Below are 22,623 nucleotides of genomic sequence, written 5' to 3'. Positions count from 1 at the left end.
GCAACGTAAATGGCTAACGTAACGCTGCGTAACGTCCGCAAGACCTATGCCGGTGGCTTCGAAGCCATCAAGGGCATCGAATTTGACGTCGGCGACGGCCAGTTCTGCGTGCTGGTCGGACCTTCCGGCTGCGGCAAGTCCACGCTGCTGCGGATGGTCGCGGGGCTCGAGACGATAACGGGAGGCGAGATCGATATCGGCGGCCGTGTCGTCAACCAGGTCGAGCCGGCCGACCGCGACATCGCGATGGTGTTCCAGAACTACGCGCTCTACCCGCACATGAGCGTCTACAACAACATGGCCTACGGCCTGCGCAACCGCGGCATGCCCGAGCCCGAGATCAAGACTCGCGTCGAGGAAGCCGCGCGCATCCTCGAACTCGGCGCCATGCTCGAGCGCAAGCCGCGGCAATTGTCCGGCGGCCAGCGCCAGCGCGTGGCGATGGGGCGCGCGATCGTGCGGCAACCGAAAGTGTTTCTGTTCGACGAGCCGCTGTCGAACCTCGACGCCAAGCTGCGCATCGCGATGCGGGTCGAGATCCGCAAACTGCAGCGTCGCCTCTCGACCACAGCGATTTACGTCACCCACGATCAGCTCGAGGCGATGACGCTCGCAGACATCCTTGTCGTAATGAATGCCGGCCAGGTCGAACAGATCGGCAATCCGCTCGACATCTACCAGAAGCCCGCGACCACCTTCGTCGCCTCGTTCATCGGCGCGCCACCGATGAACCTGATGCCGCTGCGGTCCGATGAACTGAAATCGCAACTGGCCAGCGACGTCAGACTCAACGAGGCCGGCATCCTCGGAATCCGTCCCGAGGACTTCGTCATTTCAAATGACGCCGTCGCCGGTGGTGTGGCACTTGGCCTCACCGTCGAGGCGATCGAGCATGTGGGGGCCGAAACCTTTATCTACGGCGCCCGACAGAACGAGACGCAGGCCGTGGCTGCAAACCCCGGCGAGCTGCCGCCCGGCGAGGTGATCGTGCGGATTCCCGGCGCCATCGGCCCCGCCATCGGCGAGCGAATCAGGGCGGTGGCACCAGCAGACAAACTGCATCTGTTTACCGCCGATGGCCGCAAGCGGGTGGGTGATTGATCCCGTCATTCCGGGATGGTGCGCTAGCACCAGACCCGGAATCTCGAGATTCCGGGTTCGGTCCTTTGGACCGCCCCGGAATGACGCAATAACAGGCCGCCGCGGCCGATTTACGCAGCGCCTGGAGCGGCTTGAACCCTCCCCAAATCACCCCCATATTGCTGTTTGACCGGTCAGCAAACCCGCCGGCCGGTCGCATGGGGTGCCGCAAGGGCCCCTCAAAGTCGCTTCGAGAGGACTTTGTAATGTCTCGTGTTCCATCGTTATCCAGTCCGTTCCTGCTTGGGTTCGACGAAATTGAGCGTGCGCTCGATCGCGTCGTCAAAGGCGCCGACGGCTATCCTCCCTACAACATCGAGCGCTGCGACCGCAGCAATGGGCAACCCGAACGCTTGCGCATCACGCTGGCGGTCGCCGGGTTTACCCGTGACCAACTCGATGTGACCATTGAGGAAAACCAGCTGGTGATCCGGGGCCGTCAGCAGGACGACAAGGCCCGGCAATACATCCATCGCGGCATCGCCGCGCGCCACTTCCAGCGCACCTTCGTGCTGGCGGAGGGGATGCAGGTGCTGGGCGCGGATCTGAAAAACGGGCTGTTGTCGATCGACCTTGCCAGGCCGGAACCTGAAAGGGTCATTAAGACAATTGCTATCAATGAGCACGAATAATGGAACGAGGAGCGGACTCGACCGCTTAGTCTCATAGAGGAGTCGAGACCATGAGTGATGTGAGTGTGACGTTCGAAACTGAAAAGGTTTCCGTTGAGGCATTGGCCCATCTTGGTGAGGGCCATATCGCCTACGTAAAGCAAGTCCGTTCCGAGGACGTGCCCGGGCTGTTTCCGCAGGCGCCGAAGATCGCGCCAGGACTGAAACTGTTCGCGCTGCATGCCGCCGACGGTACCCCGATCATGCTGACCGACAGCCGCGAGGCGGCGGTCGCCAATGCATGGAGCAACGAATTGCAGGCCGTCAGCGTGCACTGACACGGCGCTTGCTGCTGTCGCTGACGCAGGTTTGTAGGCCGCGATGAGAGTTCGCAATACGCGGGCATGTCCTCGGATCGGGGACGGCCCGCGTTTTTTTTGGCCGGTGCAATTCGCCGGCGTCAGTTCGAGAATGAGGATGTTACGCCGCGCTCGCCGGCGGCAGCGCCAACACCGAATAGATCGCCTGGGCGTCGCGCGAGGCGCGCAGTTTCTTGGCGACGTCCTGATCGCGCAGCAGGCGGGCAATCCGCGCCAGCGCCTTCAAATGATCGGCGCCGGCGCCTTCCGGTGCCAGCAGCAGGAATACCAGGTCGACCGGCTGGCCATCCATCGCCTCGAAATCGATCGGGCGTTCCAGCCGGGCGAAAAACCCGAACAGCTTTTCAAGCTTGGGCAGCTTGCCGTGCGGGATAGCAACGCCGTAGCCCACGGCGGTGGTCCCCAGTTTTTCGCGCTGCAGCAGCACTTCGAAGACCGCGCGCTCGTTCTGCCCGGTCAGGGTCGCCGCCCGCGCCGCAAGTTCCTGCAGCGCCTGCTTCTTGCTGATGACTTTCAACGCGGGGAGTATCGCCTCGGGTGCGACCAGATCGGTAATCGTCATGGGGCGTTCCGAGGTGAATTAAGCCGTCAGGGTGCGAAATGGGTTCGAGAACTTCAGCTTCAAGAATTGGGCGTCAAGAAGCTGAGGTGGGAGGCGGGCTTAGGCCCGGGTCCCGATTGGTCGGCTTCTACTCCAACGCATGACCGGTGCCAACTCCCACGGGCGAGTTCCCGCACGCTATCCTTAAAGGGCGGCGGACCATAGGGAGGGGCGCTTTGGGCGTCAATGCTGTCAGCCATGCTTGTCAGGGGGTAACCGCCGGCGGATCGACCCACCCGACATTGCCGTCCGTGCGCCGGTAAATGATGTTCAGCCGGCCGCTCGAGCCGTGCTGAAACACGATGCAGGCCGCCCCGGTCAGATCGAGCTCCATGACAGCTTCGCTGACCGATAGCCGCTTCAGCGACTTGGTCGCCTCCGCGATGATCACGGGACTATATTCAGAGACCTCGTCGTCGCCCTCCGGGGCCTCGATGATATAGCTCGGCGCGTCGAGGCCCCCGCCGTTCAACTCCGCGAGCGCCGCTGAAGCTGCATAGGTCTTGCGGGCCGAACGGTCCTTCAGCCGGCTCTTGTAGCGGCGCAGGCGCTTCTCGATCATCACCAGCGCCTGGTCGGCGCTGGCATAGGCGTCGGTGGCGTTCGAATCGGCTTCCAGCGTAATGCCGGAATCGAGGTGCAGCGAACAATCGGTACGGAAGCCGAAGCCATCCTTGCTCAGCGTGATGTGGCCGGAGTAATTGCCGTCGAAATATTTTCGCAGAACCTCATCGGTGCGCTCGCTGACGCGCGAACGAAGCGCTTCGCCGACGCTGATGCTTTTCCCGGAGATTCGAAGGGTCATTTGATGCCTCGCTTGATGCCTCGTTCACTCTGTCGGGAAACCGACACTATCGCGATTTGACGCGAACGCAATCAGGCCGGCGCCGTATCACGGGACCGGTCGGAGGAAGTGGCCGGGGCTGAAAGTGCGTTACCGAGCATGCTCTGTTTGTCACGGCGGCGCTGCACCGAGGAAGGAATTCGCATCGCTTCGCGGTACTTCGCGACGGTGCGGCGGGCAATATCAATGCCCGACTCGCGCAATCGTTCCACGATCGTATCGTCGGAGAGGATCGCGGCCGGGGCTTCCGCATCGATCAACTGCTTGATGTGGTGGCGGACCGCTTCGGCCGAATGGGCCTCGCCGCCGTCGGTCGAGGCGATCGAGGCGGTGAAGAAATACTTTAGTTCAAAGCTGCCGCGATTGGTCGCCATGTACTTGTTGGCGGTAACCCGCGACACCGTCGATTCATGCATCTGGATCGCGTCCGCCACCGCCTTGAGGTTCAGCGGCCGAAGATGCGCCACGCCATGGGTGAAGAAGCCGTCCTGCTGGCGCACGATTTCGGTCGCGACCTTCAGGATGGTGCGGGCGCGCTGATCGAGCGCGCGGACCAGCCACGTCGCGTTCTGCAGGCAGTCGGTGAAGTAGGATTTGTCGCCGTCCTTGCGGATCGTCTTCGACAGCTCAGTGTAATAGACCTGATTGACCAGCACACGCGGCAACGTGTCGCTGTTGAGTTCGACATGCCAGCCGCCGTCCGGGCCTGGCCGCACATAGACATCCGGCACCATTGTCTGGGTGCGCGCCGAGCCGAACTTCAGGCCGGGCTTGGGATCGAGCCGGCGGATCTCGCCGATCATGTCGGTGATGTCCTCGTCGTCGACACCGCACAATTTGCGCAAAGACGCGATGTCGCGCTTGGCCAGCAGATCCAGATGCTCGACCAGCGCCTGCATCGCCGGATCGTAGCGATTGAGTTCGCGGAGCTGGATCGCGAGGCATTCGCTCAAATTGCGCGCGCAGACGCCGGGCGGGTCGAACTTCTGCAGCACCGCAAGGACCGCATCGACATCGGCTTGCGCGGCGCCGAGCCGTTCGGCGGCCTGCCCGAGGTCCTGCGGCAGGTAACCGGCATCGTCGACCAGATCGATCAGATATTGTCCGATCATGCGCTGCACCGGACCGGGGAAAGCCACCGCCAGTTGTTCGGCGAGATGGCTGCCGAGGGTGATTTCGGCGGCGACGAACGCTTCCAGATTGTAATCGTCGTCGTTCGACGCGCCGCCGCCCCATTCGGTGTAGGCGGTGGGCGCCGCATCCTGCGCTGCCCGTGCAGCCGCTTCCGCAGGCTCCTCGGAGAAGACGTTGTCGAGCGGGGTATCCAGCGTCTGCTCAATTTCTGTGCGGCTGCCGAGATCGCGGTTCAGCCAGTCTTCCTGGCCGGCCTCGAACTGGCCGGGCTCAAAATTGTCGCCGGTGGAACCGGCCATCTCGCCCGGCTCGGCGCCGCCTTCGTCGCCATAGCTCTGGGAATCACCGGAATTGGAGAATTCGGCCTGTTCCGGGACCGGCTCGCCCCTGACCGGCGCTTCCGGGCCGTCGCTGGCCCGCTCCAGCAGCGGATTACGCTCCAATTCCTCCTCGACGAAGGCCGAGAGGTCGAGGTTCGACAGTTGCAGCAGCTTGATCGCCTGCATCAGCTGCGGCGTCATGACCAGCGATTGCGACTGGCGGAATTCTAGTCTCTGCGTCAGTGCCATGGAGGCGAGAACCGATCCACTGAAAGTTGGTCCGATTCTTGCTTATCCTAGTCCAAAGCCGATGTACACGGCTTGACGTCTGCTAAAAAAGGGCTAGAGGCGGAATTCCTCGCCAAGGTAAAGACGGCGTACATCCGGATCGTTGACGATGTCGTCCGGGCTGCCTTCAGTCAAGATTTCCCCGGCATAGACGATGTAGGCGCGGTCGGTCAGGCCGAGCGTTTCACGCACATTGTGGTCGGTGATCAAGACGCCGATGCCGCGATTGGTGAGGTGGCGCACCAGATCCTGAATGTCGCCGACCGCGATCGGATCGATGCCGGCGAACGGCTCGTCGAGCAGCATGTAGTTCGGACGCGTCGCCAGCGCGCGCGCGATCTCGACGCGGCGACGCTCGCCGCCGGACAGCGCGATCGACGGCGATTTACGCAGGCGCGCGATGTTGAATTCATCGAGCAGCGAATCGAGTTCCGCCTCGCGCTTCTTCCTCGAGGGTTCGACCACCTCGAGCACCGCGCGGATATTCTGTTCCACCGTGAGGCCGCGGAAGATCGACGCTTCCTGCGGCAGATAGCCGATGCCAAGCCGCGCGCGCTGATACATCGGCAGCTTGGTGACGTCATGACCGTCGAGTTCGATGGCGCCGCGGTCTGCCTTGATCAGCCCGGTGATCATGTAGAACACCGTGGTCTTGCCGGCGCCGTTCGGCCCGAGCAAACCCACCGCCTCACCGCGGCGAACATAGATGCTGACGCCGCGCACGACCTTGCGGGTGCCAAAGCTCTTTTCCACGCTATGCACAGCGAGGTAGCCCGGCCGCTGGATCAGGCGGGGCGCAGCTGCGCCATTGGTCCTGGATTGGTTCTTTGGGGCCTGGGTTCTGGGCGCCTGCGCGCGCGGGCGCGGTTCCTCGTACGGTGGCTCCACCGCGTGCTCCGGCGGCTGGGGCAATTCCAGTCCGGTCAGCGGGACGGCACGCGCCATCGGTGGCGCATCGCGCACCGGGTTCGTCAGCATGTCGCCAAAGGAATCGCCGAGCGCGGTGATGTCCTCGCGCGAACGCGCAAATCCTGCCGGCCCGCGCTTTGCGGGGCGTCGACGGAACATGCCGAGTAAATCCACCATCCCGCTTCGCTTAGCCTTTCACGGTGATCCCGCGACACTCGCCGGCGAATCGATCCGCCTGCAAAGCATGAATGAATGGATGTTCCGTGCCCAGTGGAACACCTTGCCGCGCCCGCCCAGTAGATACAGCCTCGGAACCCCGGCTTCAACCGTGCGAGCCCAAGATAATAATTAAGGCCTTGATCTGTCTTACTTTTTCCCAGGAAGCAGCATGGGTAGGCCCGGCTTCGCGCCGCCCGGCGTCGGCGCCGGCGCAGCTCCCGGCCCGCAGCCCTGTGAGCCCTGGTCGAACATGCCCTGTACCTTGCCGCTGTCGGATTCCACCCGCGACACGCCGGTAGTCATGTCCACCTTCAGGCGGTCGCCGCGCAGCACGTTCTTGCATTGGGTCAACACGATGCCGCCGGTCATCGTAATCAAATTGGCCTTGGTATCGAAGATGGCGGTCTCACCGGTCACCACCTGATCCTTTTGCGTGACGACGACGCTGCCCCTGGCTTCCAGCCGCCGGATCGATGAACTGCCGCCGGGTCCCGGGCTCGCAGCCTGCATCGGCGCGGATGCGGATTTGGCGGCGGCTTTGCTGTTGGCGGGCGGCGGGGTGGCCGGCGCCGCCGGGCCCGAATCGTAGAACACGACCAGGGTTTTCGACGTCATGGTGGTGTCGCCCTGCACGACCTTCACATTGCCAGCGAAGGTCGCCTCCTTCTTCTTGTCACGCATCTCCAGCGACGCCGCCTCGATCTGAATCGGCTGATCGCGGTTCTGCGAAAAGCCCTGCATCGCGTTGGGCACGCCCGACATCGCGCTTTGCGCAAGGGCCGCACCAGGCGCGCTCAGCGCAAGCGCCAACGCCGCCAGAGCCAGACTGCGCGAGGACATCTTCATGAAAATCATTTCGCGTTGGAAGATTTGCTGGAGACGGATCGCGTCTTCGGCGCTGGAGCAACGGGTTCGGGCGCTGGCGCAGGCTGAGCGGGCGCAACGTCATCACCCAGTTTGTCCAGATTCATCACGACATTGCCTTCGAACCGCACCACCTCGCCGCTGTTGAGGATTCTGAGCCTGTCGGCGACCAGCGTTCCGTTCAGCAGTTTGACATCCACATGTTCATCCGAGGTTACCGTGCCCTTGTTGATGTCGATATAGGCCTGCGACATGCGGGCTTCATAGCCGGTGGAGGATTGCAGGAAGATATCCTTACGCAGATCGAGCAATTGCTGCTTGCTGTCGTAATAGCCGGTGCGGGCGTCCATCGTCACCGTGCTCTTGTCTTCCAGCATCACCTTGGCGCGCGGCGCCTTGAGTTCCATATGGTCGGGATCGGTCAGATCCTGGATCGCGGCCTTGGCCCAGACTTCGTACGGCCGCTGATCGGTCGAAAAGCCGGCGAGATGCGGCGATTCCATCGTAATCTTGGTGCCGGAAACCACCAGATTGCCGATATCGACCGGGAGCTTCGGCAACAGCATCCGGAACGGGTTGAAAACCGACACGGCGACGATGCTCGCCATCGCCAGCACCACTGCCGACGGCACCGCGATCCGCAGCATCCGTACCATCCGGCTGTGGCGCGCCGCGCTGGCAAAGCGCGCCTCCATTCCGGCGACGTAGGCTGGGTTCTGTGACGAGTTCACCGCTGCTCCAGAGCGAGGTTAGCCCGCCATTGTAGCCGGGATTGCCTCACGATGCAGCCCGGACCTCGCTTTACCAGTGTGACCGAAACGGGGCGTAAACACCCCCAGGCACCCCGGGGACTGCTTCAAATCGCCCCGGTTCAGGAATGCGCGAAAATATCCTCGAGCTCCCAGCCGCCGAGGTCGAGCCTGGCCCGGGTCGGCAGGAAATCGAAACAGGCCTGCGCCAGTTCGGTGCGCCCCTCGCGCGCCAGCATGGCGTTGAGCCGTTCCCGCAGGCCATGCAGATGCAGCACATCGGAGGCCGCATAGGCGAGCTGCGCCTCGCTGAGGCTGGCCGAACCCCAGTCGCTCGACTGCTGCTGCTTCGACAGGTCGATATTGAGCACCTCGCGCACCAGATCCTTCAGGCCATGCCGGTCGGTATAGGTGCGGCTGAGCCGCGAGGCGATCTTGGTGCAGTAGACCGGCTGCGGCATCACGCCAAAGGCGTTGAAGAGGGCGGCCAGGTCGAAGCGGGCGAAGTGGAAGATCTTGATGACTTTGGGATTGGCGAGCAGCGCCTTCAGGTTCGGCGCGTCGCTGTGGTCCTTCGGGATCTGGATCACGTCGGCGGTGCCGTCGCCATTCGACATCTGCACCACGCAAAGCCGGTCGCGATGCGGATTGAGCCCCATGGTCTCGGTATCGATCGCAACCGAATCCGTGTAGCGGGAAAGATCCGGCAGATCGCCGCGATGCAGGCGGATGGTCATGGCGTTGGGAACCTCTTCGAATCGGCAGAGCCTAAAGTCCTAAAGTAACGTCGAAATCGCCGCCAAACGAGGGGCCGGCTCGCCAAATCGCGTACTTTATGGGGCCTTTTCCAGAATCGGCGGAGTTGCGTCAATATGGCCGCAACCACAAAGGGGGTGTACCGATGAAAGCCGAACAGCAGCGATTGCCCCGTTTTGCCGTGCTGATCGATGCCGACAACACTTCGCCGCTGATTGCCGGCGGCCTGTTCGAGGAAGTCGCGAAATTCGGCGAGGCCAGTGTCCGCCGCATCTACGGCGATTTTTCCGGGCCGCACCTCAAATCGTGGTCCGAGATCCTGCAAAAGTACGCCATCGATCCGTACCAGCAATTTGCTTACACCAAGGGCAAGAACGCATCTGATATCGCGCTGGTCATCGACGCCATGGACCTGCTGCACAGCGGACGGTTCGATGGTTTTTGCCTGGTGTCGTCAGACAGCGATTTTACCCGCCTTGCCTCCCGCATGCGCGAGCAAGGCGCCGATGTTTACGGGTTCGGCGCCCAGAAGACGCCCGAGAGTTTTCGGCAGGCGTGCCGCCGGTTTATCTACACCGAGAATCTTTTGCCGGCGGCGGCGACTTCGAGCGCAGAGACACCATCCAAACCGGTTTCCCTTCAGCCTCGAAGCGCCGCGATTCCATTTCTGAACAAGGCCATTTCGCAGATTGAAGGCGAGGACGGATGGGTCTCGCTGGGGCAGGTCGGCACGCAGCTGTCAAATCTGTTTTCCGATTTTGACCAGCGCTCCTACGGCCATAGCAAACTCATCGATCTCGTCCGCAAGACCGAAGCCTTCGACGTGGAAAGGATCGACAGCGGGCATGTGCGGATCAGGGCCAAGGCCGCCAGCAGCGGTCCGAAAGGCAAGGTCCAGATCGCGCATGAGCCGGCAAACACAAAATCGCGAAAACAACCCCATGCAAAGTAGAATGGGAGCCTGAAATCTGCTTGAAAAAGGGGCGGGCCAATAATAGTTATTGCCCCTGTAGGCAGGAAGGCCGGAGATCGGCATGGCAGTGAGCGCAGATTTGGGAGAGGTGCTGGAAAGCTTCGTGACTAAGCTCGTGGCATCCGGCCGCTACCATTCCAAGAGCGAAGTGCTGCGCGAAGGTGTGCGGCTCATTCAAGAACGCGAAGCAAGGTTGGCTGCGCTCGACGCGTCGATCGCGCGTGGCCTTGCTGACGCGGATTCCGGCCGGGTGAAGCCAAGCTCCGAGGTGTTTGACCGCCTGGAAGCGAAATTGGCGGTCAAAACGGATCGCAAGTGATCGTCGTCGTCACGGCCGAGGCCGAGGCCGATCTGGAGCAAATCGCGGCGTATGTTGCTGAGCAAAGCCCGCAGAGCGCGCTCACTCTGGTCCGCGAGTTGCGGGAGAGATGCGAGTCATTGCTGGACGCCCCGCGTGGCTACCCATTGGTACCGCGCTACGAGCACCTCGGCGTTCGACGCCGTCCCTTTGGCCGATTTCTGATTTTCTACCGCGTCAGTCAGGATGCGATTGAAGTCATCCATATCCTTCACGGCGCGCGAGATTATGAGCGCCTGCTATTCCCTGGGGAATGATGCGCACGAGGCAAGCGTTCTTGCGCAGACCTATTGCAGTCTAGCTGTCGATGCACCGCGCCGGGGGCGAAGACTTCTCGTCACATCGCCGTGATAACCAACGCGATTTTGTATTCTTTCGGAATTTTCGATGCGTTGCTTTGCGTTTAGACAACCTCTCGCCCGATTCTAACGCTTGATCGCCGGCGCCCGCCTCGGCTTGCGCCGTCCGCGTGAATCGATCTGTCCCAGCCCATATGTTCCCGGCAATGCGGCGTCCGTCCGGCGCGCCGCACGGCATCGCTCCCGACGGCGGAATCTCATGACCGAACAAATCGTGGCGGCGCCAATCGAGGAACAACCGGAGCAGGAGCGCGGCTTTTCGCGCTACCCGTCATTTCTCATTGCGCTGCTCGCGTTCGCGCAGTTCACGATCATTCTCGACTTCATCATCATGTCGCCGCTCGGCGCCATCCTGATGCCCGCGCTCGATATTACCGCCGGGCAATTCGGCGTCGCGGTTTCGGCCTACGCGTTCAGCGCCGGCATTTCGGGCATCCTTGCGGCCGGCTTTGCCGATCGATTCGATCGCAAGCGCCTGCTGCTGTTTTTCTATGCCGGCTTCACGTTGGGCACGCTGCTTTGCGCGGTGGCGCCGAACTATCACGTGCTTCTGCTTGGCCGGATCGTGACCGGACTGTTCGGCGGCGTGATTGGCGCCGTGGTGCTCGCCATCGTCACCGATCTGTTTCCGCTACAGCTGCGCGGCCGTGTGATGGGTTTCGTGCAGACCGCCTTCGCGGCCAGCCAGGTGCTCGGCATTCCCGCCGGACTTTTTCTCGCCAACCACTGGAGCTGGCATGTCTCTTTCGGCGCGATCGTCGGCCTGTCACTCGTCGCGATGGCCGCGATCCTGCTCGTGATGCGGCCGGTGAACGCGCATCTGCGGCTGAAGCAGGAACGCAATGCGTTCGGGCACCTGATCGCGACCGTCGGCCAGCCGCGTTATACGCTGGCTTTCGCGGTGACGACGCTGCTGTCGACCGGCGGCTTCATGCTGATGCCGTTCGGAAGCGCCTTCACCGTGCATAATCTCGGCATCGATATCCTGCATCTTCCGACCATCTATCTCGTTTCCGGCGCTTTCAGCATTTTCATCGGGCCGCTGGTCGGACGGGCGAGCGACGCGTTCGGGAAATTCCCGACCTTTGCGTTCGGCAGCGCCGATTCGGTGGTCATGGTGCTGATCTACACGCATCTCGGCCACGTCAGTTTGACGACCGCTATCATCGTCAACGTCCTGATGTTCGTCGGCATCTTTTCACGCATGATCCCGTCGCAGGCGCTGATTTCAGCGATACCGGACCCCAGCCAGCGCGGTTCGTTCAGCGCGGTCAGCGCGTCCCTGCAGCAACTCTCCGGCGGGCTCGGGTCAGTGTTTGCGGCTGCGATCATCGCGCAAAATCCGGACGGCACGCTCCGGCATTTCGACTGGCTGGGATACGTCGTGGTCGCGACGTCGATTCGCTGATCATGATGTATTTCGTGCAGAAGTCGGTCGCGAATCAGGCCGCCAGGCGCATGGTCTGAGGTTTGAGCGTTCCGCCAGCCGCGGCGCCCCGGCAGCGAGCGTCCGGTTTTGGGACCGTCCGGCGGACCGGTCGGCCCGCCATCAGCGACATCATGGGCATGGGCAAATGGTGCCCAGGAAAGGACTCGAACCTTCACGGCCGTTAAGCCACTGGCACCTGAAGCCAGCGCGTCTACCAATTCCACCACCTGGGCCCGGGCGGGTTAGTAAGGATCAGTCGCGAGCTTGTCAAATTGATGAATTGCAGGCTGCGCTATAAATTTTTGGCCCATCGCCCTTGCGGAAAACCGGAGCCCACTTTTCCGGGGCGGTGTGCAAATATGCTGTACAGCGACAGCGGGTTGGCGTATCGCGAATCCGCTAAATTCGCCCACGATCTCTCGAATTTGACCGCAGGAATGGACCCGGCAATGGACCCGATGGCATCGAACCAGGAAACGCTCGTCACGATCTTCGGCGGATCGGGCTTTCTGGGGCGAAACGTGGTCCGGGCGCTGGCCAAGCGCGATTATCGCATCCGGGTGGCGGTGCGGCGGCCGGAGCTGGCCGGGCATCTGCAACCGCTCGGCAGGGTCGGCCAGATCCACGCCGTTCAGGCCAATTTGCGCTATCCGGCCTCGGTCGAGGCCGCCATGCGGGATTCCCAGATCGCGATCAATCTGGTCGGCATCCTGGCCGAGGGCGGCGCGCAGTCCTTTGACGCCGTTCAGGCCAAAGGCCCCGAGACGATCGCCAGGGCCGTCGCCGCCGCCGGCGGGCGGATGGTGCATGTCTCCGCGATCGGCGCCGACGAGAACTCGCCGTCGGGCTATGGCCGCTCCAAGGCCGCCGGCGAACAGGCCGTGCTGGCGGCCGTGCCCTCCGCCACCATCCTGCGGCCGTCGCTGATGTTCGGCCCGGAGGATCAATTCACCAACCGTTTTGCCGCGCTCGCGCGGATGTCGCCGGCGCTGCCGCTGATCGGCGGTGGCGAGACCCGGATGCAGCCGGCCTATGTCGGCGACGTCGCGACCGCGGTCGCGGAGGTCGTCGACGGCAAGGCAAAGCCAGGCGCGACCTATGAACTCGGCGGGCCGGAAGTGCTGACCATGCGCGAGATCATGGAAATCATTCTGTCGATCACCGAACGTAAACGTGCGCTGGTCTCGCTGCCGTTCGGCCTGGCGAAACTGAACGCACTGTTCCTGCAATTCGCACCGGGTGCGCTGAAACTGACGCCGGATCAGGTCGCCATGCTGCGCTCGGACAATGTGGTGTCGGATGCGGCGAAGGCCGCAGGGCTGACGCTGGAAGGGCTCGGGATCGCGCCCGATTCGATGGAAGCGATCGCCCCGCAATATCTCTGGCGCTTCCGCGCCGCAGGCCAGTTCCAGCGGAAGGCCGTGTAGTTTGTCGTCCCTGCGAACGCAGGGACCCATACGCCGCGGCCGACATTGTCGAAAAAGAAGACAACGACCGGCGCGAAAAATTAATGTCGCCGGTGGCTATGGGTCCCCGCGTTCGCGGGGACGACGTGTGGATAGATCTACCTTCCCAGCGCCAGCGCGATCAGGCCGACCGTGCCGATGATGACGCGCCACCACGCGAAAAACGTAAAGCCGTGGCGCGTGACATAGGTCAGGAAGGTCTTCACCACGATCATCGCAGTGATGAAGGAAACCACGAATCCGATCGCGACGACGCCGATGTGATCGGTCGTCATCTCGCCGCGGTTCTTGTAGAAATCATAGGCGAAGGCACCGATCATGGTCGGGATCGCCAGGAAGAACGAGAATTCCGCCGCCGACCGCTTGTCACCGCCGAGCAACATCGCCGCCACAATGCTGGCGCCGGAGCGCGACACGCCGGGAATCATCGCCACGCACTGCGCGATGCCGATCCACAGATACATCATCAGCGGATACCGCGTGGCATCGTCCTCGCGCGGTTTGAGCTCGAGCTGATCGACCCACAACAGGACTGCGCCGCCGACAATCAGCGAGAAACACACCACCCACGGATTGAACAAAAGTTCCTTGATATACTTGCCGCCAATCAGGCCGACGATGACAGCCGGCAGGAACGCCACCAGCACGCCGATGACGAAGCGCCGGTCGTCGGGATTGGAGAACATCCCGAGCGCGACCCGCCACAATTTGCTGAAATAGAGCACCACGATCGCGAGAATCGCGCCGAGCTGAATCAGCACGACAAAACTCTGCCAGAAATTGCCCTCACCGAGGCCGAAGAAGCGTTGCGCCAGCAGCAAATGGCCGGTCGAGGAAACCGGCACGAATTCCGTGACACCCTCGATGATGCCGAGAATCACCGCCCGCACTGCATCTGACATCATGATTGGGTCCGTTCCGATCGAAAACCAGCCGAAAAAGCCGCGCCCTTCTCGCCTATTCGAACCCATCTCGCAATCGCAAAAAAACGGCAAACACCGGTTGCCTCGTATGCAGGCTCGGCTATAGCGTTTCGAGCGAACCGAACCCGGATCGGATAGCAATCTGCCTTACGCAGATCGGTAACTTATCTGCGGCAGGAAAACGCGTCGAAACAGGTGATTGCGGCCTCCCTTCTGATTTCAATCGGGACCCGAATAGGGTCTAGTGGCTCCGTTCGATCGACGCGGCCTTGAAGAGATTGAGGGTTTTTTAAGCGCCGCGAACTAACCCCTAATTCGAGGATTCCTGATCCAAGGACCAATTCAAGGACTTCATGTACACGCTGCACCATCATCCGTTCTGCCCGCATTCGCGTTTCATTCGCCTGGTCCTCGGCGAACACGGTCTCGATTTGCGCCTGGTGGAAGAACGGGTCTGGGAACGTCGCGAGGCGTTTCTCGCGCTCAACCCCGCGGGCACGACGCCGGTCCTGATCGCCGAAGGTTATCCTGCCATACCCGGCGTCGGCATCATCGCCGAATATCTCGATGAGGTGCATGGCCCCAGTGCCGACGAGCGGCGGATGCTGCCGGTCTCGATGGGCGAGCGCATCGAGGTGCGCCGGCTGATGGCATGGTTCAACGAGAAATTTTTCGAGGAGGCCTCCAATCCGCTGGTGACCGAGCGCATCTACAAGCGCTTCATGGCTGAGGAGAATGGCGGCGGCGCCCCGGCGGCCGACGTGATCCGCGCGGCCAAGGTCAATGTGCGCTATCATCTGGCCTATATCGGCTGGCTGGCGCAGACGCGGAACTTCCTTGCCGGCGACCGGCTGACCTACGCGGACCTCGCCGCCGCGGCACATCTTTCGGCGATCGACTATCTGGGCGACGTGCCATGGAGCGAGGACGACGCGGCAAAGGCGTGGTACGCGCGGGTGAAATCCCGCCCGTCGTTCCGCCCGCTGCTGAGCGAATGGCTGGCCGGCGTGCCGGCGTCGCAGAGTTACGTGGACCTCGACTTCTGAACAAGGCCAAACTCTCCGGCGAAGACCTCAAGGCCGCGCTGGCGCATGAAGCGCGCGCGCTCGGCTTCGATGGCATCGGCGTCACCGGTCCCGAAGCGATCGAGCAGGCCGGCATGCATTTTCGCGAATTCCTTCAGACCGGCGCCCATGGCGACATGGATTGGCTCGCCGCCAGCCCCGAGCGCCGCACCGATCCGCGCGTGTTGTGGCCCGGCGTGCGCTCGGTGATCATGCTCGGCGTCAATTACGGGCCCGATGAAGATCCGCTGCACATTCTCGAAAAGCGCACGCGCGGTGCGATCTCGGTCTATGCGCAAGGTGACGACTATCACGATTTGATCAAGAAGCGCCTCAAGGCGCTGGCGCGATGGCTGGTCGCGATGTCGGGCGACGAAGTCAAAGTGTTCGTCGATACCGCGGCCGTGATGGAGAAGCCGCTGGCGCAGGCCGCTGGACTCGGCTGGCAGGGCAAGCACACCAATCTGGTGTCGCGCGAGTTTGGATCATGGCTGTTTCTCGGCGCGATCTACACCGCCTCCGACCTGCCGCGCGACGAGGCGGACGGAGATCGCTGCGGCTCCTGCCGCGCGTGCCAGGACATCTGCCCGACCGCGGCATTCCCGGCGCCCTACAAGCTCGACGCGCGCCGCTGCATTTCCTATCTCACGATCGAGAACAAGGGCCCGATCCCGCGCGAATTCCGCAAGGCAATCGGCAACCGCATCTATGGCTGCGACGATTGCCTCGCCATCTGCCCATGGAACAAGTTCGCGCAACAAGGGCGCGAAACAAGGCTGGCTGCCCGCGCGGCGTTGCGAGCGCCCGCACTTTCGGAATTGGCCCGGCTCGACGACGGTGCGTTTCGCGCGCTGTTTGCGAAATCGCCGGTCAAGCGCATCGGCCGCGACCGCTTCATTCGCAATGTGCTGATTGCGGTCGGCAACTCCGGCGATGCGTCACTGGCGCATGAGGCCGAACGATTGCTTGACGACGAAAGCGCGCTGGTGCGGGGCGCCGCGGCCTGGGCGCTGTCGCAGCTGATGCCACCGGAAGCCTTTGCCGAACTGGCGAGCCGCGCGAGAGCCGGCGAGACCGACGCGACTGTTCGCGCGGAATGGATGGATTGCGCCCTGCCGGCTTGATTTTATCGCGCGGTTTCCGTCATGTTCGCCGGTCATGACAAACCAGCCCTTCTTCGCCAAAAACGGCGACGCCTTCATCCCCAATCCGGTCTCGAACGGTCCGTGGGACCCGAGCTCGATGCATGGTCGCGTCGTGGTCGGCCTTCTGGCCCACGTGATCGAGGAGCGTCACGGCTCCGACGAGTTTGTGCCGGCACGGCTGACGGTCGATATGTTCCGCCTGCCGGACATCCACACACCGGTGGAGGTCACCACGCGGCTGATCCGCGAGGGCCTGCGGATCAAGGTGGTGGAAGCCGAGTTTTTCTCCGGCACCACCCGCATGGCGCGCGCTTCCTGCCAGTTGTTGCGCCGGACGGAAAATGCGCCCGGCAATGTCTGGTCGCCGTCAAACTGGGACGCGCCGCTGCCGGAAACGATCCCGGCGCCGACCGACCCCAAGCTCGGCATGAACGGCAAATGGACGACCAGGCCGATCACGGGCCGCATGGGCTCGCTCGGCCCGCGGCGTTTGTGGATGAGCGAGGTCCGCGAGCTGGTCGAGGGCGTGCCGATGTCGCCCTTCGTCCACGTCGCCACCGGCGCGGATTTTGCGAGCCCGTTTGCCAATGCGGGCGATAAGGGGCTCGGCTATATCAACAGCGACGTCACATTGTATCTGCACCGGCTGCCGGTGACGCGATGGATCGGCTTCGACGTCGTCAACCATCACGCCAGCGACGGCATCGCGATCGGCGAGTGCTGGCTCTATGACGAAAAAGGCCCGATCGGCACGTCGACGGTCGCCGCACTGGCGCAGAAGAAGCCGATGACGAACGTGCCGCCGCCGTAGGTCGCTCCAAGCGTCATTGCGAGGAGCACTTGCGACGAAGCAATCCATCCATCCGTTATGCCGCGCTATGGATTGCTTCGCTTCGCTCGCAATGACGGGGAGAGAGAAATCTAATCCACCAAATGCCGCGCCATCTCGGGCCGCGCCTGCAGTGCGGCGCCCTGCTTGGCGACGATCTTGGCGATGCGCTCCGGCGCAAAATTCAGCTGGACGAAAGCGGGCGCGGTGTTGGCGACCTCGTGATATTCGAGAATCTTGCCGTCGCGCAGCCGCATGATCGAAACGCCCTCGAACATCGCCCGCGCGCCCTTGGCCTCCGGCAGCGTCGAGCGGTAGCTGAACGTGTAGCGCGCATAGAGCGTCTGGCCGTCACTGACCGGCGTGTGCATGTCCCAGCGAAAATCGGTGGCCGTGCGATAGAACCAGTCGTCGATCAATTCGGCGATTCTGGCGCGGCCGGCGAACGCGCCGTAGAACACGTCGTGATAGACGCCGTCTTCGGTGAACAATTCGGCGAACGCCTTGCCGTTGTGCTGTTCGACGCCGTCGCAGAACGCGCGCAGCAGCTCCGATGTGTTCATGGGGGTTCTCTCCCTTACCTTTTTCTTCCCCTCTCCCCTTGTTGTGGGAGAAGGAAGGGACAGTTTACCCGATCTCCGCCACCGCGGCGATGATCCGGGCGATGTCCTGCGGCCGCGACAGGCGGTGATCGCCGTCCTGGATCATGGTCAGCACCACGTCCTCGCTCGGCAGCCGGTGCGCCAATGCGAACGCGTGCTGCCACGGCACATCAGGATCCTGCGCGCCCTGCAGGATGCGGACGGGGCAACCGACCTCGATGGCGCTGCCGAGCAGAAGGTGATCGCGGCCGTCCTCGATCAGCGCGCGCGTGATCGGGTAGGGCGCGCCGTCGCCATATTGCGACGGCCGCATCCAGACACCCTTGGTCTGGATCTCCTGCTGAATTTCGGGCGTAAACTGGTTCCACATCAACTGCTCGGTGAAGTCGGGCGCCGGTGCGATCAGCACCAGTCCCGCCAAGCTCGGCCGGCTCGCTTGCGATGCCGCCTGGCTCGCTTCCCGCTTTGCGATCTCGCGCGCCAGCAGCAGCGCCATCCAGCCCCCCATCGACGAGCCGATCACGACCTGGGGGCCTCGACAAAACCGCGCGAACACGGCAACGCTCTCCTCCAGCCAGCGCCCGATGGTGCCGTCGATGAAGGCGCCGCCGGATTCGCCATGGCCGGAATAGTCGAACCGGACGCAGGCGCGGCCCTGTTCGGCGGCCCAGGCATCCAGCGACAGCGCCTTGGTGCCCTTCATGTCGGAGTTGAAACCACCCAGCCAGATCAGGCCGGGAGTACCTCCGGCCCGCGCCCGCACCGCGATTTTGCGCTCGCCATCGCCGCTACCCACCTCAATGAAGGCCGGTTCCTGATCGTTTACCGCTGGATTGGTCATGGATTCGCTACTCTTGCCCGCTGCTTTGTCGGCGAGCCCACCTCTTGGGTCAACCACCGGTCAACGCCGGCAAGCGCACAGGCAAATCTCGGGGCTGTCCTTGCGGAACGTGCCGTTGCGCTATATTTGCCGGGCGTGACCAAAATGCCTCGCATTTGACGGTTTTCGAGCGCAGACAGCGAGTTCGCTTGCCCAGCGCCGCGTATTGCTTCAAAATATAGCCTTCCTTCACAGCATTGGAGAATTACCCATTCGCCGTCCTAACAGAGCCCCGCCCGCTGCAGCCAAAGACGGGCCGCGCACCAATGATGAAATCCGCAACGCGCAGATCCAGCTGATCGATCAGAACGGCACCAACCACGGAACAGTCGAGACCGTGGTAGCCGTCAAGATGGCCGTTGAAGCGGGCATGGATCTTGTCGAGATTTCGCCGAACAATAATCCTCCCGTTTGCAAAATTATGGACTACGGGAAGTTCAAATATTCCGCGCAGAAAAAAGCCGCTGAAGCCCGCAAGAAGCAGAAGGTCGTCGAGATCAAGGAGATCAAGCTGCGGCCGATGATCGACGATCACGATTACGACGTGAAGATGCGCGCGATGCAGCGGTTCTTCGAGGAAGGCGACAAGGTCAAGATCACCCTGCGCTACCGCGGCCGCGAAATGGCCCACCAGGAGATCGGCACCAAGCTGCTGGACAAGGTCAAGGCCGACGTCGCCGAGTTCGCCAAGGTGGAGCAGGACGCGCGATTCGAAGGCCGCCAGGTCGTGATGGTACTGGCGCCGCGCTAACCAGCGAGACGCGTCTATTTCATACCGGAACACGCCCTCGGAATTGATCCGGGGGCGTTTTCATTTGGCGTCACGCCGAGACCTCGACGTCCCGGCGTTCGCGGCCCGAAATCATGGCGGCATCGATGCACGCAATGATGTGCCGCCCGTAGTCGCCGGTAACAGGCACATCCGTGTCATTGACGATCGCCGCCGCCAACGCCTGCCATTCCCTGACGACGGCGTTCTGCATCCACGCCGGATCATGGGAGTTCGGAACGTCCGTCCACTTTCCATTCTGTCCGATGGCAACCCCGCGATCGAAGTCGATCCGCAGCGTTCCTCGCTCGCAGACGAGGTCTATATCGAAGGTTCCCGCGCCGTCCCGGAAGCCGATGCTGGCCACCTGCCCAAACCGGCCGTCGGCAAAGCGCAGCAGCATCATGGCGCTGTCATCGGCTTTCTGATCGTGAAACGACGTGCTGACCGCGGCCGAAACCGACCCGACCCGGCCGTTCATCAGCCAGACCAGCTGATCCAGTGCGTGGATCCCGGCCGTCATCAGCATGCCGCCGCCGGTTAAGGGATCGAGGTGCCAGCCGCGGCGGTTCGGCTCCATCCAGATCTTCTGCAGCGAGCTCGACCCCATCACGGGCTTGCCGAGCTCACCGCGATCGAGGATCTCGCGCGCCACGAGGCAGGGCCAGACGAAATGCATGATCTGCCCGACCATCAGTTTGCGCCGGCCGGTTTCGGCTGAAGCAATGATGCGGCTGCATTCGGCGACCGACAGCGCCATCGGCTTTTCCAGCAACACGTGCTTGCCGGCCTGCAGCGCGGCCACCGCCAGCTCGCAATGCAAATGATGCGGGGCCGTGATCGCGACGGCGTCGACCGAATTGTCGGCCAGCATTGCGCGCCAATCGCCATATGGCCTGCCGCCATGTTCGGCGGCGAAAGCTTCGGCGAGCGCCAGTTCTTCCGCGCACACCGCGGCGATGCTGACATCCGGAACGGCCGCAATCGCGCGCGCATGAAAGGCGCCGAAAAACCCGGCGCCCAGAATTCCTACTCCCAGCATCAGACGTCCCTTGATCGAGCCGCGTCTTTCGCGCGTGTCGTCAAGCTACAGCCAATTCGGCGGATACGGCAAAGTCAGCTGCGTGTGGCCTGCCAGGTACCGCTGCAGCGATCACCGGTGATGATGCCGCTCCATGAGCCGGCACCGCTGGTGCCGGCGAGCCGGCCGCCGCCGCTGGCCTTGGATGCGCCAACCGACACGTTGACGGCAACCGCGCCGCCACGGCTGACGGAGCCGGAGACCCTGCCCCCGCCGGCCGATGACACCCGGGTTCCCATCACCTGGAACGGGACGCTGTAGCCGGAGCTGCAATTGCCCCGGGTGGTGGCGAACACCACGTTCCAGGTGCCGTTGTAGGCGCCTGAGGCTCTGGCCGCGTCAGCGGTGGAGGGCACCGCGGTCACGGCAAGCGCCGCGAACACGGGGAGCCAGCGCAGGGTCGAAAAGTGGGAAAAGGTGGCGAAGCGGGAAATGGAACGATGAAATCTGGTCATTTTGGTCCTGTTTCGGCTGGGACTGGGATCACATCAACGACTACGTCACAGCACAGGGTTTACCGGTTCAACGTTGCAAACATGCGTCTGGTCTGTCATAAGCCCAGCCTTCATCGCCCGGCTGATTAAGGGCTGCCGTGTCGATGACCCCGTGCGGGTGGTTTCGTTTTCGAAAAAACCTGAGCACTTTCAACGCTCTAACGAGCATTTTAAGCCGCAGAAGCGCCCCTCGGGGCGCGTTTTCCTGTGGCCATAGGAGAGCCAAATGCCCAAGCTGAAGACCAAATCAGGCGCTAAAAAGCGCTTCAAGGTGACTGCCACCGGCAAAGTGATGCACGCCCAGCGCGGCAAGCGCCACGGCATGATCAAGCGGACGAAGAAGCAGATTCGTCAGCTCCGCGGCACGCGCGTGCTGTTCAAGACCGACGGCGACAACGTCAAGAAGTACTTCTTGCCGAACGCCTGATCGCGCTCGCATTTCCGATTTAGCCGGCCGCGCGCGCGCGGCGATCCGTCACCTGATTTCAGATTTTAAGGATAGCAGTCATGTCTCGCGTCAAACGCGGTGTGACCTCTCACGCCAAGCACAAGAAAGTCTACAAGGCCGCCAAGGGCTTTTCCGGCCGCCGCAAGAACACCATCCGCGCCGCCAAGGCCGCGGTCGAAAAGGCCGGGCAATATGCCTTCCGTGACCGCAAGCGCAAGAAGCGCACGTTCCGCGCGCTCTGGATCCAGCGCATCAATGCCGCGGTTCGCCCGTTCGGCATGACCTACAGCGTCTTTATCAACGGCCTCTCGAAGTCGGGCATCACGGTGGACCGCAAGGTGCTGTCGGATCTCGCCATCACCGAGCCGGCGGCGTTCCAGGCGATCGCTGAAAAGGCCAAGGCTGCGCTCGCAGCCTGAGGTTCCAAGGTACCTGAAACGGCACCCGACTTGAGGCGTCAGCGGGCCCGCGCAGGGTTAGCTGCTTTCAGCGCCCGCTGCGAGTAACGCTGGGCGACCTTCGCCCGGCAGAACGCCGCGAACGAAATGTACATGGTGCCCTCCTCGCCGCTGTACTTGCGGTCGCAGGCATCCTTTTCGCGCTGATAGGCCTTTTTCTGCGCCCGCTTGAGGCGGGCGAGGAAGTCGCCCTCGCATTTTTCTTCAACGGCGTCGGTGAGCCCAACGTCGCCGGTGGCCCCGCCTGAGCAGGCCGAGGCGATTTGCATGGCACGGTTGCAGCTCGCCGCCTTCATCGCGGTCAAGACGTCGTCCCTCGACGTCGCCGGACAATCTTCGGCGGCGGCAGGTGCGGCAAACGACAGAACGAGGGCCAGGACGGCCACCCCAGGTCCAAAACGCATCGTGTATTCCTTCTCGAACTCACCTTGAGTAGAGCGCGCGGGATCAAGGGTTCAAAAGCCGCCTGATCCAGTTACGGGCTTTTTGCTTGACGTTTTAGCCCGGGAGCGGCGACAACCGGCGGCCTT

At 62.7% G+C, this 22,623-nt stretch carries 26 protein-coding genes, 1 tRNA gene and 1 pseudogene; 14 read left to right on the top strand and 14 right to left on the bottom strand.

Going from position 1 to position 22,623, the window contains the following annotated elements:
• Positions 1–9 precede the first annotated feature (9 nt).
• From JQ575_RS04140 to JQ575_RS04130, 3 genes are all read left to right on the top strand, one after another.
• Positions 10–1,101, top strand: coding sequence for a sn-glycerol-3-phosphate import ATP-binding protein UgpC (locus tag JQ575_RS04140; protein ID WP_212031997.1), 1,092 nt, complete (start codon positions 10–12; stop codon positions 1,099–1,101).
• A 245-nt stretch (positions 1,102–1,346) separates the two neighbouring features.
• Positions 1,347–1,772 carry an Hsp20 family protein gene (locus JQ575_RS04135; protein ID WP_024584318.1) on the top strand — a complete coding sequence of 142 codons (426 nt, stop codon included), beginning with the start codon at positions 1,347–1,349 and terminating at the stop codon, positions 1,770–1,772.
• 50 nt (positions 1,773–1,822) lie between these two features.
• Positions 1,823–2,089: a DUF1150 domain-containing protein gene (locus tag JQ575_RS04130; RefSeq protein ID WP_192736215.1), complete on the top strand. Its 267-nt coding sequence runs from the start codon at positions 1,823–1,825 to the stop codon at positions 2,087–2,089.
• Between the two features lie 142 nt (positions 2,090–2,231).
• Here JQ575_RS04130 and ptsN read toward each other — a convergent pair whose 3' ends face one another.
• From ptsN to JQ575_RS04095, 7 genes are all read right to left on the bottom strand, one after another.
• Positions 2,232–2,693 (bottom strand): PTS IIA-like nitrogen regulatory protein PtsN, encoded by a 462-nt coding sequence (ptsN, locus tag JQ575_RS04125; protein ID WP_192736214.1) that lies wholly within the window; start codon positions 2,691–2,693, stop codon positions 2,232–2,234.
• 244 nt (positions 2,694–2,937) lie between these two features.
• Positions 2,938–3,537 (bottom strand): ribosome hibernation-promoting factor, HPF/YfiA family, encoded by a 600-nt coding sequence (gene hpf, locus JQ575_RS04120; protein WP_212031996.1) that lies wholly within the window; start codon positions 3,535–3,537, stop codon positions 2,938–2,940.
• Between the two features lie 71 nt (positions 3,538–3,608).
• On the bottom strand, positions 3,609–5,279 hold the full coding sequence (rpoN, locus tag JQ575_RS04115) for an RNA polymerase factor sigma-54 (RefSeq protein ID WP_212031995.1): 1,671 nt from the start codon (positions 5,277–5,279) through the stop codon (positions 3,609–3,611).
• A gap of 93 nt (positions 5,280–5,372) precedes the next feature.
• Positions 5,373–6,404 carry an LPS export ABC transporter ATP-binding protein gene (gene lptB, locus JQ575_RS04110; protein WP_212031994.1) on the bottom strand — a complete coding sequence of 344 codons (1,032 nt, stop codon included), beginning with the start codon at positions 6,402–6,404 and terminating at the stop codon, positions 5,373–5,375.
• A 189-nt stretch (positions 6,405–6,593) separates the two neighbouring features.
• Complete coding sequence (locus JQ575_RS04105) at positions 6,594–7,301, bottom strand: LptA/OstA family protein (RefSeq protein WP_212031993.1); 708 nt, start codon at positions 7,299–7,301, stop codon at positions 6,594–6,596.
• Entirely contained in the window at positions 7,298–8,041 is a 744-nt protein-coding gene (gene lptC / locus JQ575_RS04100; RefSeq protein WP_212031992.1) for an LPS export ABC transporter periplasmic protein LptC, read from the bottom strand. The genes JQ575_RS04105 and lptC overlap by 4 nt, the downstream gene beginning before the upstream one ends.
• A 140-nt stretch (positions 8,042–8,181) precedes the next feature.
• Entirely contained in the window at positions 8,182–8,796 is a 615-nt protein-coding gene (locus JQ575_RS04095; RefSeq protein WP_212031991.1) for a ribonuclease D, read from the bottom strand.
• A 164-nt stretch (positions 8,797–8,960) separates the two neighbouring features.
• Here JQ575_RS04095 and JQ575_RS04090 point away from each other — a divergent pair, with 164 nt between their 5' ends.
• The 4 genes and pseudogenes from JQ575_RS04090 to JQ575_RS04075 all read left to right on the top strand — a co-directional run bounded on the left by JQ575_RS04090 (position 8,961) and on the right by JQ575_RS04075 (position 11,972).
• Positions 8,961–9,767: an NYN domain-containing protein gene (locus JQ575_RS04090; protein ID WP_212031990.1), complete on the top strand. Its 807-nt coding sequence runs from the start codon at positions 8,961–8,963 to the stop codon at positions 9,765–9,767.
• An 82-nt stretch (positions 9,768–9,849) separates the two neighbouring features.
• Complete coding sequence (locus tag JQ575_RS04085) at positions 9,850–10,107, top strand: type II toxin-antitoxin system ParD family antitoxin (protein WP_212031989.1); 258 nt, start codon at positions 9,850–9,852, stop codon at positions 10,105–10,107.
• Entirely contained in the window at positions 10,104–10,403 is a 300-nt protein-coding gene (locus tag JQ575_RS04080; RefSeq protein WP_212031988.1) for a type II toxin-antitoxin system RelE/ParE family toxin, read from the top strand. Before JQ575_RS04085 ends, JQ575_RS04080 begins: the two co-directional genes overlap by 4 nt.
• A 301-nt stretch (positions 10,404–10,704) precedes the next feature.
• Positions 10,705–11,972 (top strand): annotated as a pseudogene (locus tag JQ575_RS04075) (MFS transporter).
• A gap of 108 nt (positions 11,973–12,080) precedes the next feature.
• Here the strand turns inward: JQ575_RS04075 and JQ575_RS04070 are convergent.
• Positions 12,081–12,167, bottom strand: a tRNA-Leu gene (locus tag JQ575_RS04070).
• 225 nt (positions 12,168–12,392) lie between these two features.
• Between JQ575_RS04070 and JQ575_RS04065 the strand changes: the two genes are divergently transcribed.
• Positions 12,393–13,361 (top strand): complex I NDUFA9 subunit family protein, encoded by a 969-nt coding sequence (locus tag JQ575_RS04065; RefSeq protein WP_212032118.1) that lies wholly within the window; start codon positions 12,393–12,395, stop codon positions 13,359–13,361.
• A gap of 137 nt (positions 13,362–13,498) precedes the next feature.
• On the opposite strand, the gene JQ575_RS04060 is transcribed toward JQ575_RS04065, so the two are convergent.
• The gene (locus tag JQ575_RS04060) at positions 13,499–14,305 is read right to left on the bottom strand and encodes an undecaprenyl-diphosphate phosphatase (RefSeq protein WP_212031987.1); all 807 of its coding nucleotides are present in this window, start codon (positions 14,303–14,305) and stop codon (positions 13,499–13,501) included.
• 371 nt (positions 14,306–14,676) lie between these two features.
• Here JQ575_RS04060 and JQ575_RS04055 point away from each other — a divergent pair, with 371 nt between their 5' ends.
• Genes JQ575_RS04055 through JQ575_RS04045 form a run of 3 tightly spaced genes read left to right on the top strand, consistent with a single transcriptional unit; the run spans position 14,677 to position 17,343 of the window.
• A complete protein-coding gene (locus JQ575_RS04055) occupies positions 14,677–15,369 on the top strand; it encodes a glutathione S-transferase family protein (RefSeq protein WP_212031986.1) in 693 nt (230 codons plus the stop codon).
• On the top strand, positions 15,318–16,511 hold the full coding sequence (queG, locus tag JQ575_RS04050; RefSeq protein WP_212031985.1) for a tRNA epoxyqueuosine(34) reductase QueG: 1,194 nt from the start codon (positions 15,318–15,320) through the stop codon (positions 16,509–16,511). The genes JQ575_RS04055 and queG overlap by 52 nt, the downstream gene beginning before the upstream one ends.
• 34 nt (positions 16,512–16,545) lie before the next feature.
• The gene (locus JQ575_RS04045; RefSeq protein ID WP_212031984.1) at positions 16,546–17,343 is read left to right on the top strand and encodes an acyl-CoA thioesterase domain-containing protein; all 798 of its coding nucleotides are present in this window, start codon (positions 16,546–16,548) and stop codon (positions 17,341–17,343) included.
• A gap of 110 nt (positions 17,344–17,453) precedes the next feature.
• Here JQ575_RS04045 and JQ575_RS04040 read toward each other — a convergent pair whose 3' ends face one another.
• Together JQ575_RS04040 and JQ575_RS04035 are read right to left on the bottom strand one after the other, a co-directional pair.
• A complete protein-coding gene (locus JQ575_RS04040) occupies positions 17,454–17,924 on the bottom strand; it encodes a nuclear transport factor 2 family protein (protein ID WP_212031983.1) in 471 nt (156 codons plus the stop codon).
• A gap of 64 nt (positions 17,925–17,988) precedes the next feature.
• Entirely contained in the window at positions 17,989–18,804 is an 816-nt protein-coding gene (locus tag JQ575_RS04035) for a carboxylesterase (RefSeq protein ID WP_212031982.1), read from the bottom strand.
• 250 nt (positions 18,805–19,054) lie between these two features.
• Here JQ575_RS04035 and infC point away from each other — a divergent pair, with 250 nt between their 5' ends.
• Positions 19,055–19,594: a translation initiation factor IF-3 gene (gene infC, locus JQ575_RS04030; protein ID WP_211995551.1), complete on the top strand. Its 540-nt coding sequence runs from the start codon at positions 19,055–19,057 to the stop codon at positions 19,592–19,594.
• A gap of 70 nt (positions 19,595–19,664) precedes the next feature.
• On the opposite strand, the gene JQ575_RS04025 is transcribed toward infC, so the two are convergent.
• The gene (locus tag JQ575_RS04025) at positions 19,665–20,654 is read right to left on the bottom strand and encodes a Gfo/Idh/MocA family protein (RefSeq protein ID WP_212031981.1); all 990 of its coding nucleotides are present in this window, start codon (positions 20,652–20,654) and stop codon (positions 19,665–19,667) included.
• A gap of 74 nt (positions 20,655–20,728) precedes the next feature.
• On the bottom strand, positions 20,729–21,148 hold the full coding sequence (locus tag JQ575_RS04020; RefSeq protein WP_212031980.1) for a hypothetical protein: 420 nt from the start codon (positions 21,146–21,148) through the stop codon (positions 20,729–20,731).
• A 265-nt stretch (positions 21,149–21,413) separates the two neighbouring features.
• Between JQ575_RS04020 and rpmI the strand changes: the two genes are divergently transcribed.
• Positions 21,414–21,614, top strand: a complete 201-nt coding sequence (rpmI, locus tag JQ575_RS04015) for a 50S ribosomal protein L35 (RefSeq protein ID WP_008539890.1) — start codon at positions 21,414–21,416, stop codon at positions 21,612–21,614.
• An 80-nt stretch (positions 21,615–21,694) separates the two neighbouring features.
• Complete coding sequence (rplT, locus tag JQ575_RS04010; RefSeq protein WP_192736192.1) at positions 21,695–22,054, top strand: 50S ribosomal protein L20; 360 nt, start codon at positions 21,695–21,697, stop codon at positions 22,052–22,054.
• 38 nt (positions 22,055–22,092) lie between these two features.
• On the opposite strand, the gene JQ575_RS04005 is transcribed toward rplT, so the two are convergent.
• Positions 22,093–22,497 (bottom strand): hypothetical protein, encoded by a 405-nt coding sequence (locus tag JQ575_RS04005; protein ID WP_212031979.1) that lies wholly within the window; start codon positions 22,495–22,497, stop codon positions 22,093–22,095.
• Positions 22,498–22,623: the final 126 nt, after the last annotated feature.

The sequence above is a fragment of the Bradyrhizobium sp. JYMT SZCCT0428 genome, from assembly GCF_018131075.1.
Classification (GTDB): domain Bacteria; phylum Pseudomonadota; class Alphaproteobacteria; order Rhizobiales; family Xanthobacteraceae; genus Bradyrhizobium.
Note: the sequence above shows the minus strand (reverse complement) of the source record. Positions and strands in the feature narration are given on the sequence as shown.